This window comes from Flavobacterium erciyesense, assembly GCF_018069925.1.
GTDB lineage: Bacteria > Bacteroidota > Bacteroidia > Flavobacteriales > Flavobacteriaceae > Flavobacterium > Flavobacterium erciyesense.
Window position 1 is genome coordinate 22206 of the sequence record NZ_JAGPXB010000013.1, and the last position, 19644, is coordinate 41849.

The following is a 19644-nucleotide window of genomic DNA, read 5'->3' on the forward strand; positions in this document are numbered from 1 at the left end:
TTAGAGGTACAAAATTACAAAAACCAACTATTGATTGCGTCAATACAACACTAATACCAATAAATACAACGTTATTGTTTATAAATAGCTATTTGCAAACCATTATTTTGAAGGCTACTTTAAAGTGAAATTACTTTCTGCGCAGCGCTACTTTGCAAAGCTGACTCAATAATTTGCATTACGCGGACACCATCTTGGCCCGTTACAGGCTCAACGGTATTGTTTGTAATTGAATGATAAACACCATCAAAAAACGCCATGTAATTGCCTTGTTGCGTGGGTACGAATTCTTTTTTCAATATTCCATCAACTTCAGTATGTAAAAAACCTTGTTGCGATTCCGGCTCTGTACCCCAAGTTACTGTGTTGGGCTGCATGCCAAGTTTCAAATTGTCTTCTTGCACATCGGCGCGGGTTTTTAAGAACGATCCTTTTTTACCATGAACAACAAACGACGGAACGGCTTCGCGAACAAAAAAACCAGCTTTCAAACGTACTCTAAATGAATTGTAATACAAGAGAATATCAATACAATCATCAACCAATGAATTTGCTCTTGTAATACGAACATCAGCAAAAACAGCTGTTGGCATTCCGAACAAACACAATGCTTGGTCTATTAAGTGTGGCCCCAAATCTTTTAGAATTCCGGCACCATCATTAGTTGTTTCTTTGTGTTGCTTAGGACTTAACAAAGGATTGTAACGATCAAAATGGAATTCGGCTTCTACAATTTCGCCCAAAAGTCCTTCCTGAACTACTTTTTGAACCGTTTTGAAATCGCTATCCCAACGGCGGTTTTGAAAAACGGCCAATTTCACCCCTTTTTCTTGGGCAATTTGGGCCAATTCTTGTGCTTGCGCAACTGTTGTGGTAAAAGCTTTCTCGACAATGGCATGTTTTCCGGCTAATAAAACTTGTTTGGCATACTCGTAATGCGTGGCAACGGGTGTGTTGACAATTACTAAATCAACTTCATCTTGTAAAACAGCTTCGATCGAAGGATAACTTTTTACCGCTGGAAAATCCAATTGAATCAACTTTTTACTGCGTTCCCACGAGCCAAGTAATTCAAATCCGGGATGATTGGTTATAAAAGGAGCATGAAATACTTTTCCTGACATTCCGTAGGAGAGTAATGCGGTTTTTATTTTTTGCATAAAATAAGTTTCAAATTTGTGACATTTTCATTTTTAACATATAAGTCATATGAGTTTTTAAGATTTGTAAAGGTAGCAACAGCCTTGATTTTAACTAATGCCTAAATAGTTTAAAAAAAAGAAAACTTACGTGACTTATATGTTTACAAAACCTAAAGTTTAGCTCGCTCGTATTGTTTAGGCCAAGCAATTTCTGCTTTTAACTCGTGTGCAAATGTCAATCCCAAATTAGGATCTCTCAATGATTCACGCGCTACCAAAACCAAATCGGCTTTTCCAGAGGCTACAATTTCCTCCGCTTGAGCTGCTTCAGTAATTAAACCAACTGCTCCTGTTAAAATGCCTACTTCCATTTTTATGCTTTCCGCAAAAGGAACTTGGTAATTCGGACCAACAGGAATTTGCTGCTGCGTTACTGCTCCGCCAGAAGAAGCGTCAATTAAATCGACTCCTTTTTCTTTTAAAATTCTTGATAAAGCAATCGACTCTTGTAAATTCCAACCACCTTCAGCCCAATCAGTAGCTGAAATTCGAACAAACAAAGGCAAATTTTCAGGCCATTCCGCTTGCACTGCTGCTACTATTTCGAGTGTGAATCGGATTCGATTTTCGAAACTACCACCGTAAGCATCTGTTCTGGTATTTGACAAAGGCGATAAAAATTGATGCATTAAATAACCGTGCGCAGCATGAATTTCCATTACCTGAAAACCCGCTTGAACTGCTCTTTTGGTAGCCGACTTGAAGTCAGCAATTACTTTTTGAATCCCATCCAAATCAAGTGCTAAAGGCGCAGGATCCGTATCGTAGAACGGAATTGCACTTGGCGCCACGGTATTCCAACCACCCTTTTCGATAGCTACTTTTCGACCACCGTTCCATGGCGAAGCAGCACTGGCTTTACGTCCGGCATGAGCTAACTGAATGCCAGGAACTGAATTTTGACTGATAATAAAACGGTTGATTTGCTGCATTTTCTCGATTTGCTCGTCTTTCCAAAGTCCTAAATCTTCTGGCGAAATACGTCCTTCTGGCGATACCGAAGTAGCTTCTTGAATAATCAAACCTGCGCCACCACTGGCACGGCTTCCTAAATGTACCAAATGCCAATCGTTGGCAAAGCCATCTACGGCAGAATATTGGCACATCGGTGAAATAGCCAAACGGTTTTTTAATGTTATACTTTTTATTGTTAATGGAGAAAATAATGCTGATGCCATGTTGAGTTAAATTTAAAATGAAAGAAACACTGTAATAAGTTTCCAAAAAAGTAAAGTTAAGGCTCCATTACCAAAGTAGGAATTGAATTTTTGATAATTAACAAACTTTTAAAAAGCGATGGTATAAATATTGTAAAATATACAAACAGAAAACCTTACTTTTGTGAGTTATAAAAGAACTAAAAATTTAAAATGGACATAGTTATCAAGCTTTCTCAATTTTTATTGAGCCTATCATTACTGATTGTACTTCACGAATTAGGACATTTCATTCCTGCCAAATTATTTAAAACCAGAGTCGAAAAATTCTATTTGTTTTTTGATGTAAAATATTCTCTTATCAAAAAGAAAATTGGCGAAACCGAATACGGAATCGGGTGGTTGCCACTAGGCGGTTATGTTAAAATTTCGGGGATGATTGATGAAAGCATGGACAAAGAACAAATGGCTTTGCCTCCACAGCCTTGGGAATTTAGATCGAAACCAGCTTGGCAACGTTTGATCATCATGTTGGGTGGTGTTACGGTCAATTTTATTTTGGCTTTCATTATATATATAGGAATGGCGTATGTTTACGGCGACGTTTATATTGCTAACAAAGACTTGAAGGATGGAATGCTCGTAGAAAACACGATCCTGCAAAAAATTGGTTTCCGTACCGGAGATCAAATAAAAGCTGTTGATGGAGAAACTATCGAGAAATTTGATAAAGAATTAACCCTAAAAGTACTTACCGCAAAAGAAGTTGTTTTACACCGCAATGGTGCTGATACTACTGTAAAACTTCCTATTGATTTTGTAGATCAACTTGACAAAGTTGAAAAAGGAGTTTTATTAGATATCAGAATGCCGTTTGTTGTTGGTGCAATTTCTGAAGGATCAAAAAACACCAACTTGCAGCCAAAAGATATTGTTCTTGCTATTAACGGTACGCCTACTAAATACTTTGATCAAGCCAAAACCGTTCTTGAAAACAATAAAAATAAAACCGTAACCGCTACGATACTTCGTGAGGAGAAAGAAATTAAATTACCGATTGTAATATCAGCTGATGGAAAACTTGGTATTGGAATTGGTCGTTTGGGTATGGAATCGCTAGAAAAACTGGGCTACTATAAAGTAAGTAAGCAACAATTTAGTTTTGCCGAATCTATCCCGGTAGGAATTACCAAAGGAAAAGACCAGCTTGTTGGCTATGGTAAGCAATTAAAAATGATTTTCAGTCCAAGCACGGGCGCATACAAACAAGTAGGCGGATTCAAGGCTATTTTTGATATTTTTCCTAAAACTTGGAGCTGGGAGGTATTCTGGAATATCACCGCTTTATTGTCAATAATGCTCGGAGTAATGAACCTTTTGCCAATTCCGGCACTTGATGGAGGTCATGTGATGTTTTTATTATACGAAATTGTTTCAGGCAAAAAACCTAGCGATAAATTCCTAGAGAATGCACAAATGGTTGGTTTTGTTTTACTTATCACACTCTTACTATTTGCTAACGGAAACGACATTTACAAAGCGATCATCGGCAAGTAAAAAAAATGAAAAAAAGTTTGAAATTTATTTGCAGAAACCAAATGATAGCCTATCTTTGCAACCGCTTAGACAAACAAACAGAGTTGTTCAAAAGCAAATAAAAAAGACGTTCTTTAAAAAAAATAAAAATATACAGTTTCCTCCTTAGCTCAGTTGGTTAGAGCATCTGACTGTTAATCAGAGGGTCCTTGGTTCGAGCCCAAGAGGGGGAGCTTTTAGAAAGCCATTCAAGAAATTGAGTGGCTTTTTTGTTTTACATCATTGCGAACCTTGGTTCGAGTCCGCCGCGGCGGAGAAACTTTTAGAAAGCCATTCAAGAAATTGAGTGGCTTTTTTGGTTATCAGTGGGTTTTGGCTGTATCTTTCTAAAAATCAAGTAAATTCTTTAATGATCTTTTTAGCAGTATGAGTACTACCCCAATTAGCAAGTTCGTGTAATAATGGAAGTAACGACTTGCCAGTGTTAGTTAAAGAATATTCTACTCTTGGCGGTATTTCAGTGAATTCAATTCTATGAATCAATCCATATTGCTCTAATTCTTTCAATTCACCAGATAATACTTTATTTGAAATCGATGGTATGATTTGGTTTAGTTTCCCAAATCGAATTGTCCTATCTCCAATACAGTTTAGTATGATGGGCTTCCATTTACCTCCTATGATACTTATTGTGCGGGTTACGGGGCAATTTAATGGGTTGTCGATGAATTTGCTGCTCATAATCTGGTTACCTTTTGGTTACTTGTATTTACTAACTTAGTTACGAATGTATAAAATTTGAAATAGATTTGTAAAAAAAATATAAAATGAAAAATTACATACAGATTATCAGTTTTTTATTAATTAAGTTCTTTTTTGTTTCCTCTGTTTTTGCTCAAACAAAATTGACTTTAGGGAAACAAGTTTTTGAATTACATAACGTGACAGGATCAATCATTAAGTTTCAAGGTGAACCCGTGCTTAAAATTGAAAGAGATTTAACCACTTTGCCATTTGACCCAAATAGATTAGAGGCGACTGTAGATGAAAAACATTATGCAAAATTAGTTGGATTAAATGATTTTGAAAATGGAACTATAGAGATTAAGATGTATAGTCAAATTCAAGATCCATCCCCTTTTGCAGGAGCTGCCGGTTTTATTGGCTTGTATTATCGAATTGCTGCAAACGATTCTGCGTTTGAGTCAATTTATTTGCGACCTAAAGTTGGAAGAGCCTCAAATCAAATGTTTAGAAACCACGCTGTTCAATATTTTTCTTATCCGGATGCAAAATTTGAAACACTTAGAAAAAATTATCCTCCTGGATCGTATGAGGGCTCAGCACCAGTTGCTTTAAATGAATGGATAACAATGAGAATTGAGGTAAATGGAGAAACGGCCGAAATGTTTATTAACAATATGAAATACTCTTCTTTTATCGTTGATAAAATGTTAGGTAAAGTTAAAAAAGGAGGAGTTGGACTTTATGTTGATATAGCTACAGTTGGATACTTTAAGGACTTGAAAATAATAAAAAGACCCTATAAAGCTCCAATCAAGAAAGAAGAAAAACAGGAAGGTATTTAAACTCCCTGTCGATTTGCAAGAAGTTTAACTTTTTATTTTTCTGATAGTTACATATTCAATAATCGCATTATAGTTGCAGCTTCTGTCAATAAGGGGAGCTTTTTTAAAAAGACTATCAGCAAGGATGGTCTTTTTTTTTGGTTTAAACTTTTTCGGGCCTTGGTTCGAGTCCGCCGCGGCGGAGGAGCTCTTAGAAACTAATAGAATTTCTTTTTAATTTTAAATTAGAAAGTCACTTTTGAATGTTGACCTTTTATTTTGAGTTAAAAGGGAGTACTCTCTCCAGAAAAGGTAACGCTTTTTTTCAACCCGAATCTTATATCAGACTTAAACTAAGAGATTACGGGGAAAATAATTTTATAAGCTAATAATCCTTTTTGCTTGGAATCACTGCTCGAATTCCACCTCTCGGATTTTCAATATCATTTTTATATCGTGGAATAATGTGTATATGACAATGCGATATAGTTTGTCCAGCATCCTCATTGATGTTTATACCAATATTAAAACCATCTGGTCGAAATTTTTCTTGAAGTATATTTTTTAATTTATTCACGACAATCCAACAAGCGGTTTGTTCTTTTAAAGTCAAATCAAAATAATTTGAGACTAATCTTTTAGGGACAATTAAAGCATGGCCCTCTGAAACTGGAAACTTATCATAAAATGAAAAAACTGTTGCTGTTTCAACAATTAATTCTCGTGTATCTTCTCCAATTAAAAAAGGGCTTAAATCTACGTTTCCTTTGTTTAAAACAGTATAATGTTGGTACTCGTATATTTCGCAGTTTTCGTTTTTATAAATAGACAAATAACCTAATCTGATTAAACATTGATAAGTTTCTTTTTTATGGATTTTGTGAATTCTAAAACCCTCGTGTTGAATATCTCTACGAACAGCAAAAAAGGCTTTTCCGTTTGGCTTTAAGAGACTCGATACATTCATTAAAACCTCAGCTTGTTCTTCAGGAAGCAAAACATTTAGAACATAAAAGCACAAGATTGTATCATATTTTTCGGTTGGAAATGTTGGAAAATAAAAGGGATCGTATCCAGTAATATCAAAACCTTCATTTTTCAATAATTCTACATCTTTACCAATACCACAGCCAAAATCTAAAACTTTACCCTTAATCTCTTTTTGATTTAGTAAAATCCTAGCAGGATAAGAAAGTGATGTTCTTTCAATTGCTGTTAAGTGACTATTTGGGTTTTGGCTACTCATTCATAAATAAAAATCCGTTATTACTAGCAATGGTAATCAATGGTTGAATCGTGTTTGAAAACTTTTCTTTGTCAAAAGCATCTAAATTTGGAAATATTGCTAAGTATTCATCCATATAAATGCTTTTGCAATCATTTTGTTTATTAATTTCAAAAGCTGTTTTTTGCAATTTATAAAACTTTTCAAAATGCTTTTCAAACAACGGAAGTTTATCACTTTTAGAACTATTAAACTTTTTTTCAATAGGAACTAAATTCCAAATAAGATCATGCATAACAAAATTATGAGGTATAAAATGATCTAATGCAAAATTCTTTTCATCAAATATCAATTTTTTACCCGTAAAAATACATTCTATCCCATTTTCCTTTTCAAAAACTAATTTCCAATAATCTTTAGTTTGTTTGCTTAAACCATTTCTTGTTGCTGGTTTTATTAATTTATTTGCAATATCAGGAACGCTAGGATTTCTTGTCTGAAGAAATAAAGTTAAATTCCAATAACAGAAATCTTTAATAATTTTTGTATTCGATTTTAGATACTCAATCCATAGTGGATTTATCTCTATAAAATCATTATGTAGAGCGTATAAACAATCATTATTAAAAGTTTTGGATAATTTATAAATCTCCGTTTTACTTTTTTTAGGAAACCATGGTGAAAGAAACCAATGCGGGACATTATTGTCAAAATGTAATAATTGATTTATAGTTTCTTTTAAATTAGAATTTTGTAATCGATCAATAAGATTAATTTTATTTTCATCTTCATGTAGTTTCTCAGAATTCAAAATAGATTTAACAGCGATTTGTAAATTATCGGATTTTCCGAATGACAGTTTAAAATAATTTATGGTATACCATGCATTACTAATCATTCTAGAAAAAATGTTTTTCTTAAGAATAACTGAATTTCCTTCTTCAATTAATTCAATTATAGCAATTAACCAATAATATTTATAGGTTGCAACTGTACTTCCGAAAACAGAAGCTAATTTTTGAATAGGTAAATTATTTGAAGTTGGAAGGTTCATCAAGCTTAGATTATTAATAATTTATTCCGTTAAAGTTTTTTTCCACAATTTCGACAAAACTTGTCTGACATATTAATAGTTGCTCTGCAATCGCTACAATTAATAATTTGTGAATCTATGTTTTTAATTATCGGCTTATTAACATTGTAGAAATGTTGAGGAATTTCATCGACAAATGACGACTCGTTTCCTAATTCTGTAATCAGAAATAATTCGTCCTTGGCTCTCGTTATTGCAACATAAAACAATCGTCTTTCTTCTTCAAGTAAAACATCATATTTTATATCCTTAACAACTCTAAAAATAGCATCATTTCAATTACCTATCGTTTATCAACTTTTATCGTTAACCGATAATAAAAAACATAGCCCCACTAAAAGATAATCTTAAGTTAAAACAGCAATTAAAAAGCGATTCTGAAAGATAAGAAAAATATTAAAAAGGAACATAATTAAGAAAGCTAAAAAATTAAAACCTGTAAAATCTTAAGCCTAAAATGGAGTGCCTTTTTGATAACGATCTTAATGTTGTTCACAATTGCTTTTACTACACCTTCAAATTGAGTAATTTACATTATTATTCCCAATATTTTTCTTATTTTCCCGTACTAAAACTACAGCAACATGTTACGACGAAAATTTATTGGAGCTACTACAGCAATTGGTTTGGCAAGTTTGATGGGATTAAAAACCAAAGCAGCATCGCAATCTGTGCTACACCAAGTTTACTTTTGGTTAAAAAATCCAGATTCTGAAGCTGACAAAAAACAACTTATCTCAGGCTTAAAAACACTAGAATCAATACCAACAGTGCGACAAATTCACATAGGCACCTTAGCATCAACGGAAAAACGCGAAGTGGTTGATACCTCTTGGCAAGTATCAGAATTGTTGTTTTTTGACAATGAATCCGACCAAAAAATATATCAAGACCATCCCATTCACTTAGAATTCGTAAAAAAACACCAATACCTTTGGGAAAAAGTCCGCGTTTTCGATAGCATTACACAGTAGCTTTTTCAGAAATAATTGCAACAATAAGTCGTTGATAATATGTTATTTACTAGTGATTTCTAATTTAAAAAAAACAGAATTTCAAAAACACCTCATCTGCAAACAGTTCATAACCAAACCATTTGATTATTCACTATATTTGAATCAAAACACATATCCTATGAAAAAATACATCATTTTCCTTTTACTAGTACAGCCACTTTTGACTTTTGCACAAGTTGCATCATATCAAATAACTTCCTATAATGTTGAAGGAACTAAAGCTCCTAATACACACTACTTGGGAACAGCATGGTTAAACACTATGATGCAAGAGAATAATTCTCTTCCATACAACATTACCAAAGCTACTTTTAAAGCCAACTCCACCTTGGATTGGCACAAACATGCAACTCCACAAACATTGATTGTAGTTGAAGGTCGAGGATATTATCAAGAAAAAGGCAAAGACCCTATTGTTATTAAGCAAGGTGATATTTTAGTTTGCGATAAAGATATCGAACATTGGCACGCCTCTAGCAAAGAAAATAATATAACTTATCTTGCTCTATATGGTGGAAAACTACCTACGATTTGGACGGAAGTCCTAACACAGGAGTACTACGACAATGTAGCTGAAAAACTTAAAAATAAATAACACAATCCGTGCAACATTATGAATTTTAGAAGTCAAAATATGCAAAAATAACTTCTCATAAAAATAAAGTTCTAAATTGTGTTTTCATTTTAAAACTATAAACTAACTAAAAACCAAACCATATGAATCGAACGCATTGTAAAAAAGTCTTTCATGGCCTTATCATTGCAGCAGCATTAGTGAGTAACGCGCCAAGCGGATTCGCTCAAAAAAAGAATGTAAAAAACAAAAACACGGCAGCCATTGCTACAGATAGTGTTTTTAACGCGCTCAAATGGCGCAACATCGGGCCGTTTAGAGCCGGTAGGTCCTTGGCAGTTGCAGGTCACGCCAGTCAACCGCTCACCTACTACTTTGGGGCAACCGGTGGCGGTGTCTGGAAAACCATTGACGGCGGAAACGAATGGTTTCCTATCTCTGACAGTGTGTTTAAATCGTCTTCTGTTGGTGCTATTACCGTGGCGCCTTCTGATGCTAATGTGATTTATGTAGGAATGGGCGAGGCCGATATGCGGTCTAACATTTCGTTTGGCGACGGCGTTTATAAATCAGTAAACGGCGGAAAAAGCTGGGCAAAAGCAGGACTAGATAAGGCTGATGCTATTGGTAATATTGAGGTACATCCTACTGATGCCAATATCGTTTTTGCAGCAGCAATGGGAAATCCTTTTCAATCGAACCCGGAGCGTGGTGTCTACCGATCAAAAGATGGTGGAAAAACATGGCAATTAGTCCTTTCTAAAGATGCTAAAACCGGAGCGATGTGCGTACGCATTGATCCTTCTAATCCGCGAATTGTGTATGCTACCTTATGGGAAGCTTATCGCAACGGACACTCGATGTCGTCTGGCGGAAAAGGTTCTGGACTTTACAAATCTACCGATGGTGGCGATACTTGGGTTTCTTTAAATGAAAAACCAGGAATGCCTGTTGGTTTGCTTGGAAAAATAGGAATAGCCGTTTCGCCTGTAAACTCAAACCGTTTGTATGCTTTAATCGAAAACAACAAAGGTGGTTTGTACCGCTCTGATGATGCTGGTGAACACTGGCAATTGATTAACGAAGACAAAAATTTGTGGCAACGCCCATGGTATTACATGAATTTACAAACCGATCCTAAAAACGAAAATGGATTAATTGTGTTGAATGTTGATGCCCGGAAAACCAGCGATGGCGGCAAAAGTTTCAAAAAAATAAATGTGGGTCACGGTGATACACATGATGTTTGGATTAACCCAAACAACCCTGATAATTTTATCATTGGTGATGATGGTGGCGGAGAAGTTACCTATAATGGCGGAGAAACTTTTACTGCCCTTGATGTACCTACGAGCCAATTTTACCACGTTTCGGTAGACAATGAATTTCCGTATAACATCTACGGTGCACAACAAGACAACTCATCTGTTCGTATCGCTTCCAGAACCAATGGTTATGGTATCGGTACAGAATCTTGGTATCCGGTTGCGGGTGGCGAAGCCGGTTATATCGAAGCTGATCCAACCAATTCTGACATTACTTTTGGCGGTGAATACGACGGACAGTTAAGTACTTTCAACAAAAAAACAGGACAGTCAAAAGACATCTCTCCTTATCCGGAGTCGAATATTGGAGCGCCATCTAATGCCAAAAAATACCGTTTTCAATGGACGTACCCGATTGTTTTTTCGCCTCACAATCCTAAGAAAATGTACGTGACCTCACAAGTAGTGCACGTTACCGAAGATCAAGGAAATTCTTTTCAAATCATAAGTCCTGATTTATCGCGTAATGATCCTAAAACTACTGGCGAAACAGGTGGTCCAATAACTTTAGACCAAACCGGTGCCGAAGCCTATGCTACTATTTTCACCTTATCAGAATCGCCTCTTGAAGAAGGTGTTATCTGGACAGGATCTGACGATGGTTTGATTCACATCACGAAAAACAATGGTGCCAAATGGGATAATATTTCATTACCAACAACGCTTTTACCTGATTTTTCATTGATTAGTATGATTCATACTTCTGAGCATCAAAAAGGAAAAGCTTACGTAGCGGCGAACAAATACATGTACGGCGATCGCAATCCATATTTATTTAAAACGTCTGATTACGGAAAAACATGGACCAAGATAACGAACGGAATCCCGAGTGACGAATATTGTCGTGTAATGCGCGAAGACCCAAACAAAGCAGGATTGCTTTATGCTGGTACAGAACGCGGTATTTATGTTTCATTCAATGATGGCGATTCGTGGCAAAAACTCAACTTAAACCTTCCCTTGACACCAATTCGTGATTTGCGTGTTCACAAAAGAGAGAAAGATTTAGTAGTAGCTACACATGGTCGTGCGTTCTGGGTTTTAGATGACATTACTCCATTGTACGAAATCAAAGACCAAGCAGTAAAAGCGGACAAACACTTATTTAAACCACGTCATGCCTACCGTATGTCAGGTGGTCAAAGTGATGACACAAGCACAGGGACCAATGCACCAAATGGTGTAATTGTGCGTTACTATTTTAAAAAGAAACCTACGAACGAGATAAAACTGCAATTTGCTACTCCAAAAGGAGATACTATTATCACCTACTCGTCTACTAAAAACTTGAAAGGCAAAGAAATGGCACCTTCAAAAGAGTTTTATACTGATACCAATAAAGCACAACCAGGAACAATTTCAGCGCAAGCTGGTATGAATTCTTTTGTGTGGAACATGAGATATCCTAATGTGACTGAAGTAGAAGGTACTAATGTAATGTGGGCTGGTTCTGGAGCTGGCGCCAAAGTAGTTCCTGGCACTTATACTGTTAAACTTTTAGAGGGAAAAAATGTAATTGGCGAAGCAGCCTTCGAAATTAAATTAGACCCAAGAGTAAATACAAGTGCAGCCGACTTGCAAGAACAATTTGATTTGCATCAAAAGGTGAACAAAAAAGTGGACGAAGCACATAAAGCGATCAACAAATTACGCAAAATTAGATCGCAAATCAATTCTTATATCGGTAGCGTAAAAGATGCTGTGCTGATAGAAGAAATGAAAAAAATGACAAAAACTACTTTAGAAAGTCTTGACGCTATCGAAGGAACTTTAATGCAACCCAAAGCCAAAGCACCACAAGATGTATTGGCCTTCCCTATTCAATTGAATGATAAAATGGCTGGTTTGGGATCAAACATTTCTTCATCAGAGTCAAAACCTACGCGCAATGCCTATGTAGTTTACCAAGATTTAGCTCAAAAAATAGACGCTCAAATCAGTAAATTGCAAGAACTGATGGATAAAGATGTCAAAGCTTTTAACAGCTATGTGATGCAACAAAAGGTTCCCGCTATTATTTTAGATGAGGATAAAAAATAAGTTGTAGCGAATATAAAGCATTACAAAACCAAGAAAGGGACCGCTCATTGTGAACGGTCCCTTTCTTCTTTTAAAAATATTTCTTTTTGAAAAGTAAAAGCAATTGTTAAAAGTTGGAATAGCCGTCTAAATGTATCCACTTTTTATCGCTGTTGAGTTTAAAAGTACCAATATGTTCTTTATTCCACTCGTGTGGGCCTATCAAGGATAAAAAATGAACGCCTTGTGCATCGCGATACAAATGATAAATCTCGCCAATAACTGGCTCAAACGAAAATTTGGCACTATACACGAGTTCGTTCCATTCGTATTCTTGCATCAATTTTTCGTATTGTAATTTGAGTTCATTGAACTTATTTCCCAATTCTTTATTCACATTGTCAATTCCTCTGCTTTTCCAAGAAACTACATCATCAACACGAATAACTGGTGCACCAACACCTGTTGCGTAGGGCAATATATTGGCATTGTATCCCGCCTCGGCAGTATAAACAACATTATCTGGTTTTTTTTCTTCCATTTATTTTCAGCTTATGCAAAGAATAATTATTTTGTTTAATTTTAATTCCGCAAAGTTAAACAAAAAATAGTTTTCTAGTCGATATTCCTTGTTACTTTGATTTCAAAAATAAAAATAGTTTCATTGCGTCTATACAACACATATTATTTTTTGTTACATTTGAAACGCTTCAATTTAAGCTATTGACCTGAAAACAAACCCGTATGAAATCAAAAATTGTAATACTACCCTCTTTGCTCCTACTTGCTGTAGGCTTGCAGGCACAAACCAAATGGACCGAAACCAACAAAAAAACCTATAAACTAGTAGCCAACAAAGGTGGTGAAACCTTAGGTTATTCACCGCAATCGGGTATCAAAATCATTCAAGTAGATGGCTTTGCGTTTAAAGACTTGAATAAAAACGGAAAATTAGATCTCTATGAAGATTGGCGCAAACCCGTAAACGAAAGAGCCAAAGACCTAGCCGCACAAATGACCGTAGAACAAATCGCAGGTTTAATGTTGTACAGCAGGCACCAAGCCATTCCGGCGCAAGAAGCAGGCATGTTTACAGGAACCTATAACGGAAAACCTTTTTCCAAAAGTGGAGCGCAAGCTTCTGCTTTATCCGATCAGCAAATTGCTTTTTTAACCAAAGACAACCTGCGACATATATTAATGACCTCGGTAGCGTCGCCAGAAATTGCAGCACAGTGGAACAACAATATTCAAACTTTAGTCGAAGGTATCGGGATGGGAATTCCAGCCAACAACAGTTCCGATCCTAGAAATGGAGCCAATAAAGATGCCGAATACAATGCGGGTTCCGGAGGTGCTATCTCACAATGGCCCGAAGAATTAGGTCTTGCTGCCACTTTTGATGCAACCATTACGCAACAATTTGGTAGTATTGCTGCACAAGAATACCGTGCCATGGGAATCGCAACGGCGCTTTCACCTCAAATTGATTTGGCAACAGAACCAAGATGGAATCGCTTTGTGGGTACTTTTGGCGAAGACCCAAAACTTGCTACCGACATGGCAAGAGCCTATGTAGATGGTTTTCAAACCCCGAAAAAACCAATTGCCAACTACAACGGTTGGGGACATCAAAGTGTGAATGCCATGGTGAAACATTGGCCAAGTGGCGGTCCTGAAGAAGCCGGACGCGATGGACATTTTGCCTACGGAAAATTTGCAGTATATCCTGGAAACAATTTCGAAACGCACTTAAAACCATTTACCGAAGGCGCTTTTCAACTGAATGGTTCTACTAAAAAAGCATCGGCGGTGATGCCGTACTACACCATCTCATTTGGTCAAGATAAAAAATATGGCGAGAACGTAGGGAACGGTTTTAGCAAATACATCATCACTGATTTGTTGCGAGATAAATACAATTACGATGGCGTAGTTTGTACCGATTGGCTCATTACTGCTGATGAAGGTCCAAAACCAGATGTATTTGCTGGAAAATCTTGGGGAGTTGAATCATTAACCGTGGCCGAAAGACATTACAAAGTGCTGATTGCTGGCGTAGATCAATTTGGAGGAAACAACGATATCAAACCTGTTCTGGAAGCCTATCAAATGGGTGTAAAAGAGCAAGGCGAATCCTTTATGCGAAAGCGTTTTGAGCAATCAGCAGTTCGGCTACTTTTAAATATTTTTAGAGTGGGATTGTTCGAAAATGCCTATTTAGACCCGAACGAAACCAAAGCTATTGTTGGAAAACCCGAGTTTATGAAAGCGGGTTACGATGCGCAATTAAAATCAGTAGTATTGCTTAAAAATCAAAACAAAACGCTACCAATTGCCAAAGGAAAAACGGTTTATGTACCAAAGCGCACCACACCTGCGGGAATTAATTTTTTTGGACAACCTTCGCCAGAAAAAATAGAATATCCAGTTAATTTAGAATTGATTAAAAGATACTACACCGTAACCGATGATCCGAAAAAAGCTGACTTTGCAATGGTTTTTATCAAAAGTCCGATCAGCAACGGCTACAGCCGAACGGATAGAGAAGCTGGCGGAAACGGATATGTACCCATTAGTTTGCAATTGAGTGACTACACCGCTGTTGATGCAAGAGCGCAAAGTATTGCTGCTGGTGATCCCGTGATTGATCCTACTATCAACAACCGTTCGTATGTGAATAAAACGAGTAAATCCAATTCGTATCCTGATTTAAATACCATTTTAGATACAAAAAAAGCCATGAAAGACAAACCAGTTTTAGTAGCTGTATCCATTTCAAATCCGATGGTTTTTAGTGATTTCGAAAAAAATGTAGATGCAATACTGGGAGATTTTGGCGTACAAGTAGAAGCTTTGTTAGATATTGTTTCTGGTAAAACAGAACCGTCTGGCTTGTTACCTTTGCAAATGCCCGCCAACATGTCTACGGTTGAAAAACAACTCGAAGATGTACCACACGATATGATTCCGTACCAAGACACCACCGGAAATGTATATGATTTTGGTTTCGGATTAAATTGGAAAGGAACCATCAAAGATGCCCGAACAGCAAAATACAGTGTTAAAAAATAAAGCACAATCTCTCAAAACCACCTACTCAAAAGGTGGTTTTTTTATGGGGAAACTTTAGATTTTTCTTTTTTCAAAAAAACACTAATTAAACGCAACGACTTGATTGTGTTAATTCGAAGCAAAAATTAAATCCAATCATCAATTTTTATTGGGCATTTAGTACCTTTAAAAACAATTTTGTTAAAACTTCTATCATGAAAAAAATATCACTAGTTTCCCTTTCTATATTCTCCATGCTTGCACTAAATTGTGAGGCACAAACCAAACCAAATGATGTAGTTGTCAAAGACGAAGTTAAAAATTATACTTTAGAAACCGTGGCTTCGGACATTGCCATTCCATGGGGAATGACTTGGTTGCCAGACGGTGCGCTATTGGTTACAGAAAAAAGTGGGACTTTATTTCACATTAAAAACGGACAAAAAACAGCCGTTAAAAATGTTCCAAAAGTTTATACTCGCGGACAAGGTGGTTTGTTGGATATCGCTCTACATCCGGAATACGCTAAAAACGGTTGGATTTACATGACTTTCGCCTCCGAAGAAGGTGAAGGCACCGGCGGAAATACCAAATTAATTCGCGCTAAATTAGTTGATGGCGGTTTAACCCAAATTGAATCGCTGTACAAAGCAACTCCAAATACAACCAAAGGACAGCATTTTGGTTCCCGAATTGTTTTTGATAATGATGGTTATTTATTTTTCTCAGTGGGAGAACGTGGGGAACACTTTGTCAATCCACAAGATATAACTCGCGATGGCGGAAAAATATATCGCCTAAATGATGATGGAAGTATTCCAAAAGACAATCCTTTTGTGGGTAAATCAGGAGCTAAAGAAGCCATTTATACTTATGGAAATCGCAACCCACAAGGAATGGCAAAAAATCCAGTTACTGGCGCCATTTGGGAAACTGAACACGGACCTCAAGGCGGCGATGAAATCAATATCATTCAAAAAGGAGTGAATTATGGTTGGCCAGTAGTGACCTACGGCATCGATTATGATGGCACTACAATTAGTACACAAAACGAAAAACCAGGAATTGAAAAACCAATTTATTACTGGTTGCCTTCTATCGCGCCAAGCGGAATGACATTTGTAACCAGTGATAAATATCCAGATTGGAAAGGACATTTGTTAGTAGGATCATTAAAATTTCAATACCTCGAATTGGTTCAATTAAAAGGAGATGAAATTGTAGGTCGTCAAAAAATTGCCACAGGTGTAGGTCGTGTCCGCAATGTAGCGCAAGGTCCAGACGGTTACATTTACATGGGTGTAGAAGGAAAAGGAATTGTAAAAATTATACCTAACTAAATCATGATCAACACAAAACTAATTTTGAGATTGGGTATGGCATTGCTTGGAAGCATCGCTACGAAGAGCTCTATTGAAACAGCTACATACAGCCGCATTGATAAAAACAACAACTTTGAAACTACTCAAAATCCGGGTAAAGAAATCTATGCCGATTTTTGCATACAATGTCATGGCGCTGCAGGCAAAGGAGATGGCACTAATTTTCCGCCTTTGGATGGATCTAGCTGGTTAAAAAACAAACGAAAAGCAAGTATCGCAGCTGTAAAATACGGAAAAAATGGAATGATGATAGTTAATGGTAAATGGTACAATGGTAACATGCCTGCCATGGGCCTCACTGATCAAGAAGTAGCTGATGTAATGAACTACATTATGACTTCGTGGAGCAACAAACAAACCAAAGTTGTGACTGTAACAGAGGTTGCCGCTATTAAAAAATAAAGTTTTTTTAGAGTTTAGATTTAAAAGTAATAGGCTACCGAAAAACCTCCGTAATAATTGATTGGATTTCCCGGATAAAAATAACGTGGCGCAGCAGTACCAAATCCTACTGCATTAGGTAAAATATTAGCAGCATATTTTTGATTTAAAGCATTGTTCACTCCAACATTTACTTCTGTTTTCAAACAATTAAACAAGGTAAATAAATAAGTCAATTTACTATCTAAAAGCGCATAACGATCACTGTATTTGGTGTTGCTATCGTTCATAGGGATTTTACCTACGGTTTGCAAAGAGGTGTTCCAACTTATTCCCATTTTTGTTTGTACATCAATCCCGAAATTAAATTGCGATTGCGGTGCGCCCGTGAGTTGATTTCCAGAATAATCAGCATCGCCATCTATAAATTCGTTGAACTTAAAATTATTCAAAGTTCCCGAAGCTTGGGTTTTAATTTGCACTTGTTCGCTATTTAAAACTTCATAACGCAATACAAACTCAAAACCTGAATGTGAGCTACTACCCGCATTGATACCCACAAATTGATCTTCGGCAGTGCGACGTGCTACCAACAAATTTTTGATTTGAGTAGTGTACAAAGCTACTTCGGTGTATAACTTTTGACCCAACCACTTTCCTTTGAAACCAACTTCATAATTCCAACCCAATTCTGGTTTCAAACTGTTGTTAATTTGGCCTTGAGGAGTTAAGGTTTCTGAAACCGATGGCACCGAAAAACCATTACTAACTGCCGTATAAAGATGTTTTCCTTTACTTACTTGATATGACAATCCTACTCGTGGCGACCACACAGCGCCAAAGGAATATGGATCACCTTGATTTGTTTCGTTTTCTAATGAATAGGAAGTTTCATTGAAAGCCAAACCGGTTTCTAATTGCAGTTTTGAATTTAGTTGCAACTCCATTTGAACAAAAAAAGTACTGTAATTTCTATTTTGATTTACGGTACTAAAAGCTTCTCCTTGCACACTTCCTTGACCCGGCTGCGACTGATACAAATTGCGATACAAAGTATTGTTGTATCGTTCTTTGAGTAATTCAGTTCCAAAACTCAATTCCATGGGTACTGATAAAAGTTGGTCTTTGAAGTTGGCATGCGCTCGCAAACCCACTGTATTGGTGTTATCTTCTAAAATATCAAAAGGTCGTGGTTCGTAAGCGTTTTTAAAACTACCAAAAACACTCGTTTGTAACGACCATTTATTTGTAAATTGATGTTGATGTGCAATTCCTAAAAGTACTTTATCGTAAGATTCAAATCCTTTTGCGGCAGCCCAAGTAGGAGCGGCTTTCTCGGGATCGTTAATAAAATCATTTTCATTAATCGAACTCGGGATAAACGCTTTCAATCGTGTAAAGGTTCCCAGAAAAGACAATTTCCCTTTCGTTCCCAGCTGGTGCTTGCCGTGCAAGTTGAATGTCTTTCGACTGTAGTCACTGTTCACTCTAAATCCGTCTTGCTGTACATTGGCATAACTGCTGTACAAATTGCTTTTTGCATTAGCAAACCCGGCAGTATATTGTTGGTGTAGCAAACCAAAACTTCCTAAAGTGGTAGCCGCTTTTGCAAAATTCTCTCCCGCAGGCGTCTCTTTTGAAAACAGTTGGATAACACCGCCCAAACCCGATCCAAAACTCGTGGCATTGGGACCTTTTGTGATTTCTATTTTTTCAATTGCACTTAAATTTAAATCGTCAATTGTGGTTTCACCTTCGCCGGTAGTTAGCGGAATCCCGTCAAAATAAGCTTTGATTTTGGTAGTGCCAAATTGTGCGCGTGCACCAATACCACGAATCATAATTCGGTTGGTGTTCAACGCACCTTGCTGCATACTCACTCCCGGAATTGTATTTAAAAGCGGAGTTAAAATCAAACCATCGCTTTTATTGATTTCAGCAGCAGTAAGTACTGCAACAGCCGCAGCAGTTTTTTGAACGCTTTTTTGTATCGGTGCGCCTTTCAAAACTACTTCTGGCAAAGAGATGGTGTCTTTTTTGGCTTGCGCAAAAGTTACGCTGGCACATTGAACTAGAAGGAAACAAAGAGTTATTTTTTTTAACAAGAGACTA

General features: G+C 36.7%; 16 protein-coding genes and 1 tRNA gene. 9 read left to right on the forward strand and 8 right to left on the reverse strand.

Annotated elements, in window-relative coordinates:
- Positions 1 to 119: 119 nt before the first annotated feature.
- The gene (locus tag KBJ98_RS12255) at positions 120 to 1160 is read right to left on the reverse strand and encodes a Gfo/Idh/MocA family oxidoreductase (protein WP_210791070.1); all 1041 of its coding nucleotides are present in this window, start codon (positions 1158 to 1160) and stop codon (positions 120 to 122) included.
- A 152-nt stretch (positions 1161 to 1312) separates the two neighbouring features.
- Positions 1313 to 2380 carry an NADH:flavin oxidoreductase/NADH oxidase gene (locus KBJ98_RS12260; protein WP_210791072.1) on the reverse strand — a complete coding sequence of 356 codons (1068 nt, stop codon included), beginning with the start codon at positions 2378 to 2380 and terminating at the stop codon, positions 1313 to 1315.
- 192 nt (positions 2381 to 2572) lie between these two features.
- Between KBJ98_RS12260 and rseP the strand changes: the two genes are divergently transcribed.
- Together rseP and KBJ98_RS12270 are read left to right on the forward strand one after the other, a co-directional pair.
- Positions 2573 to 3916 carry an RIP metalloprotease RseP gene (gene rseP / locus KBJ98_RS12265; RefSeq protein WP_210791074.1) on the forward strand — a complete coding sequence of 448 codons (1344 nt, stop codon included), beginning with the start codon at positions 2573 to 2575 and terminating at the stop codon, positions 3914 to 3916.
- 138 nt (positions 3917 to 4054) lie between these two features.
- Positions 4055 to 4128: transfer RNA gene (locus tag KBJ98_RS12270), tRNA-Asn, on the forward strand.
- Between the two features lie 160 nt (positions 4129 to 4288).
- On the opposite strand, the gene KBJ98_RS12275 is transcribed toward KBJ98_RS12270, so the two are convergent.
- Positions 4289 to 4636, reverse strand: coding sequence for a winged helix-turn-helix transcriptional regulator (locus tag KBJ98_RS12275; RefSeq protein WP_166132686.1), 348 nt, complete (start codon positions 4634 to 4636; stop codon positions 4289 to 4291).
- An 86-nt stretch (positions 4637 to 4722) separates the two neighbouring features.
- Here KBJ98_RS12275 and KBJ98_RS12280 point away from each other — a divergent pair, with 86 nt between their 5' ends.
- Positions 4723 to 5484: a LamG domain-containing protein gene (locus KBJ98_RS12280; protein ID WP_166132685.1), complete on the forward strand. Its 762-nt coding sequence runs from the start codon at positions 4723 to 4725 to the stop codon at positions 5482 to 5484.
- Positions 5485 to 5848: 364 nt separating this feature from the next.
- On the opposite strand, the gene KBJ98_RS12285 is transcribed toward KBJ98_RS12280, so the two are convergent.
- Genes KBJ98_RS12285 through KBJ98_RS15345 form a run of 3 tightly spaced genes read right to left on the reverse strand, consistent with a single transcriptional unit; the run spans position 5849 to position 8047 of the window.
- Complete coding sequence (locus KBJ98_RS12285; RefSeq protein WP_210791076.1) at positions 5849 to 6709, reverse strand: HIT family protein; 861 nt, start codon at positions 6707 to 6709, stop codon at positions 5849 to 5851.
- On the reverse strand, positions 6702 to 7742 hold the full coding sequence (locus tag KBJ98_RS12290; protein ID WP_210791078.1) for an HNH endonuclease domain-containing protein: 1041 nt from the start codon (positions 7740 to 7742) through the stop codon (positions 6702 to 6704). Before KBJ98_RS12290 ends, KBJ98_RS12285 begins: the two co-directional genes overlap by 8 nt.
- A gap of 29 nt (positions 7743 to 7771) precedes the next feature.
- Entirely contained in the window at positions 7772 to 8047 is a 276-nt protein-coding gene (locus tag KBJ98_RS15345) for an ATP-dependent helicase (protein ID WP_210791183.1), read from the reverse strand.
- Positions 8048 to 8365: 318 nt separating this feature from the next.
- Here KBJ98_RS15345 and KBJ98_RS12300 point away from each other — a divergent pair, with 318 nt between their 5' ends.
- The 3 genes from KBJ98_RS12300 (at position 8366) to KBJ98_RS12310 (ending at position 12736) form a co-directional block, all read left to right on the forward strand.
- Positions 8366 to 8755: a Dabb family protein gene (locus KBJ98_RS12300; RefSeq protein ID WP_210791080.1), complete on the forward strand. Its 390-nt coding sequence runs from the start codon at positions 8366 to 8368 to the stop codon at positions 8753 to 8755.
- A 160-nt stretch (positions 8756 to 8915) separates the two neighbouring features.
- Complete coding sequence (locus KBJ98_RS12305; protein ID WP_210791082.1) at positions 8916 to 9392, forward strand: cupin domain-containing protein; 477 nt, start codon at positions 8916 to 8918, stop codon at positions 9390 to 9392.
- 122 nt (positions 9393 to 9514) lie between these two features.
- Complete coding sequence (locus KBJ98_RS12310; RefSeq protein WP_210791084.1) at positions 9515 to 12736, forward strand: WD40/YVTN/BNR-like repeat-containing protein; 3222 nt, start codon at positions 9515 to 9517, stop codon at positions 12734 to 12736.
- 106 nt (positions 12737 to 12842) lie between these two features.
- Here KBJ98_RS12310 and KBJ98_RS12315 read toward each other — a convergent pair whose 3' ends face one another.
- Positions 12843 to 13256, reverse strand: coding sequence for a DUF2452 domain-containing protein (locus KBJ98_RS12315; protein ID WP_210791086.1), 414 nt, complete (start codon positions 13254 to 13256; stop codon positions 12843 to 12845).
- Positions 13257 to 13459: 203 nt separating this feature from the next.
- Here KBJ98_RS12315 and KBJ98_RS12320 point away from each other — a divergent pair, with 203 nt between their 5' ends.
- From KBJ98_RS12320 to KBJ98_RS12330, 3 genes are all read left to right on the forward strand, one after another.
- Positions 13460 to 15790, forward strand: coding sequence for a glycoside hydrolase family 3 protein (locus tag KBJ98_RS12320; protein WP_210791088.1), 2331 nt, complete (start codon positions 13460 to 13462; stop codon positions 15788 to 15790).
- Positions 15791 to 15984: 194 nt separating this feature from the next.
- Entirely contained in the window at positions 15985 to 17109 is a 1125-nt protein-coding gene (locus KBJ98_RS12325; RefSeq protein ID WP_210791089.1) for a PQQ-dependent sugar dehydrogenase, read from the forward strand.
- Between the two features lie 3 nt (positions 17110 to 17112).
- A complete protein-coding gene (locus KBJ98_RS12330; protein ID WP_210791090.1) occupies positions 17113 to 17553 on the forward strand; it encodes a c-type cytochrome in 441 nt (146 codons plus the stop codon).
- A gap of 20 nt (positions 17554 to 17573) precedes the next feature.
- On the opposite strand, the gene KBJ98_RS12335 is transcribed toward KBJ98_RS12330, so the two are convergent.
- Positions 17574 to 19637 carry a TonB-dependent receptor family protein gene (locus KBJ98_RS12335; protein ID WP_210791091.1) on the reverse strand — a complete coding sequence of 688 codons (2064 nt, stop codon included), beginning with the start codon at positions 19635 to 19637 and terminating at the stop codon, positions 17574 to 17576.
- Between the last annotated feature and the right edge of the window lie 7 nt (positions 19638 to 19644).

What these genes read in the sequence shown, in the direction of transcription:
- KBJ98_RS12280 (WP_166132685.1), top strand. Translation starts at nt 4,723, where the DNA reads ATGAAAAATTACATACAGATTATCAGTTTTTTATTAATTAAGTTCTTT.
- KBJ98_RS12310 (WP_210791084.1), top strand. Translation starts at nt 9,515, where the DNA reads ATGAATCGAACGCATTGTAAAAAAGTCTTTCATGGCCTTATCATTGCA.
- KBJ98_RS12320 (WP_210791088.1), top strand. Translation starts at nt 13,460, where the DNA reads ATGAAATCAAAAATTGTAATACTACCCTCTTTGCTCCTACTTGCTGTA.
- rseP (WP_210791074.1), top strand. Translation starts at nt 2,573, where the DNA reads ATGGACATAGTTATCAAGCTTTCTCAATTTTTATTGAGCCTATCATTA.
- KBJ98_RS12325 (WP_210791089.1), top strand. Translation starts at nt 15,985, where the DNA reads ATGAAAAAAATATCACTAGTTTCCCTTTCTATATTCTCCATGCTTGCA.
- KBJ98_RS12260 (WP_210791072.1), bottom strand. Translation starts at nt 2,380, where the DNA reads ATGGCATCAGCATTATTTTCTCCATTAACAATAAAAAGTATAACATTA.
- KBJ98_RS12315 (WP_210791086.1), bottom strand. Translation starts at nt 13,256, where the DNA reads ATGGAAGAAAAAAAACCAGATAATGTTGTTTATACTGCCGAGGCGGGA.
- KBJ98_RS12290 (WP_210791078.1), bottom strand. Translation starts at nt 7,742, where the DNA reads ATGAACCTTCCAACTTCAAATAATTTACCTATTCAAAAATTAGCTTCT.
- KBJ98_RS12275 (WP_166132686.1), bottom strand. Translation starts at nt 4,636, where the DNA reads ATGAGCAGCAAATTCATCGACAACCCATTAAATTGCCCCGTAACCCGC.
- KBJ98_RS12300 (WP_210791080.1), top strand. Translation starts at nt 8,366, where the DNA reads ATGTTACGACGAAAATTTATTGGAGCTACTACAGCAATTGGTTTGGCA.
- KBJ98_RS12255 (WP_210791070.1), bottom strand. Translation starts at nt 1,160, where the DNA reads ATGCAAAAAATAAAAACCGCATTACTCTCCTACGGAATGTCAGGAAAA.
- KBJ98_RS12285 (WP_210791076.1), bottom strand. Translation starts at nt 6,709, where the DNA reads ATGAGTAGCCAAAACCCAAATAGTCACTTAACAGCAATTGAAAGAACA.
- KBJ98_RS12330 (WP_210791090.1), top strand. Translation starts at nt 17,113, where the DNA reads ATGATCAACACAAAACTAATTTTGAGATTGGGTATGGCATTGCTTGGA.
- KBJ98_RS12305 (WP_210791082.1), top strand. Translation starts at nt 8,916, where the DNA reads ATGAAAAAATACATCATTTTCCTTTTACTAGTACAGCCACTTTTGACT.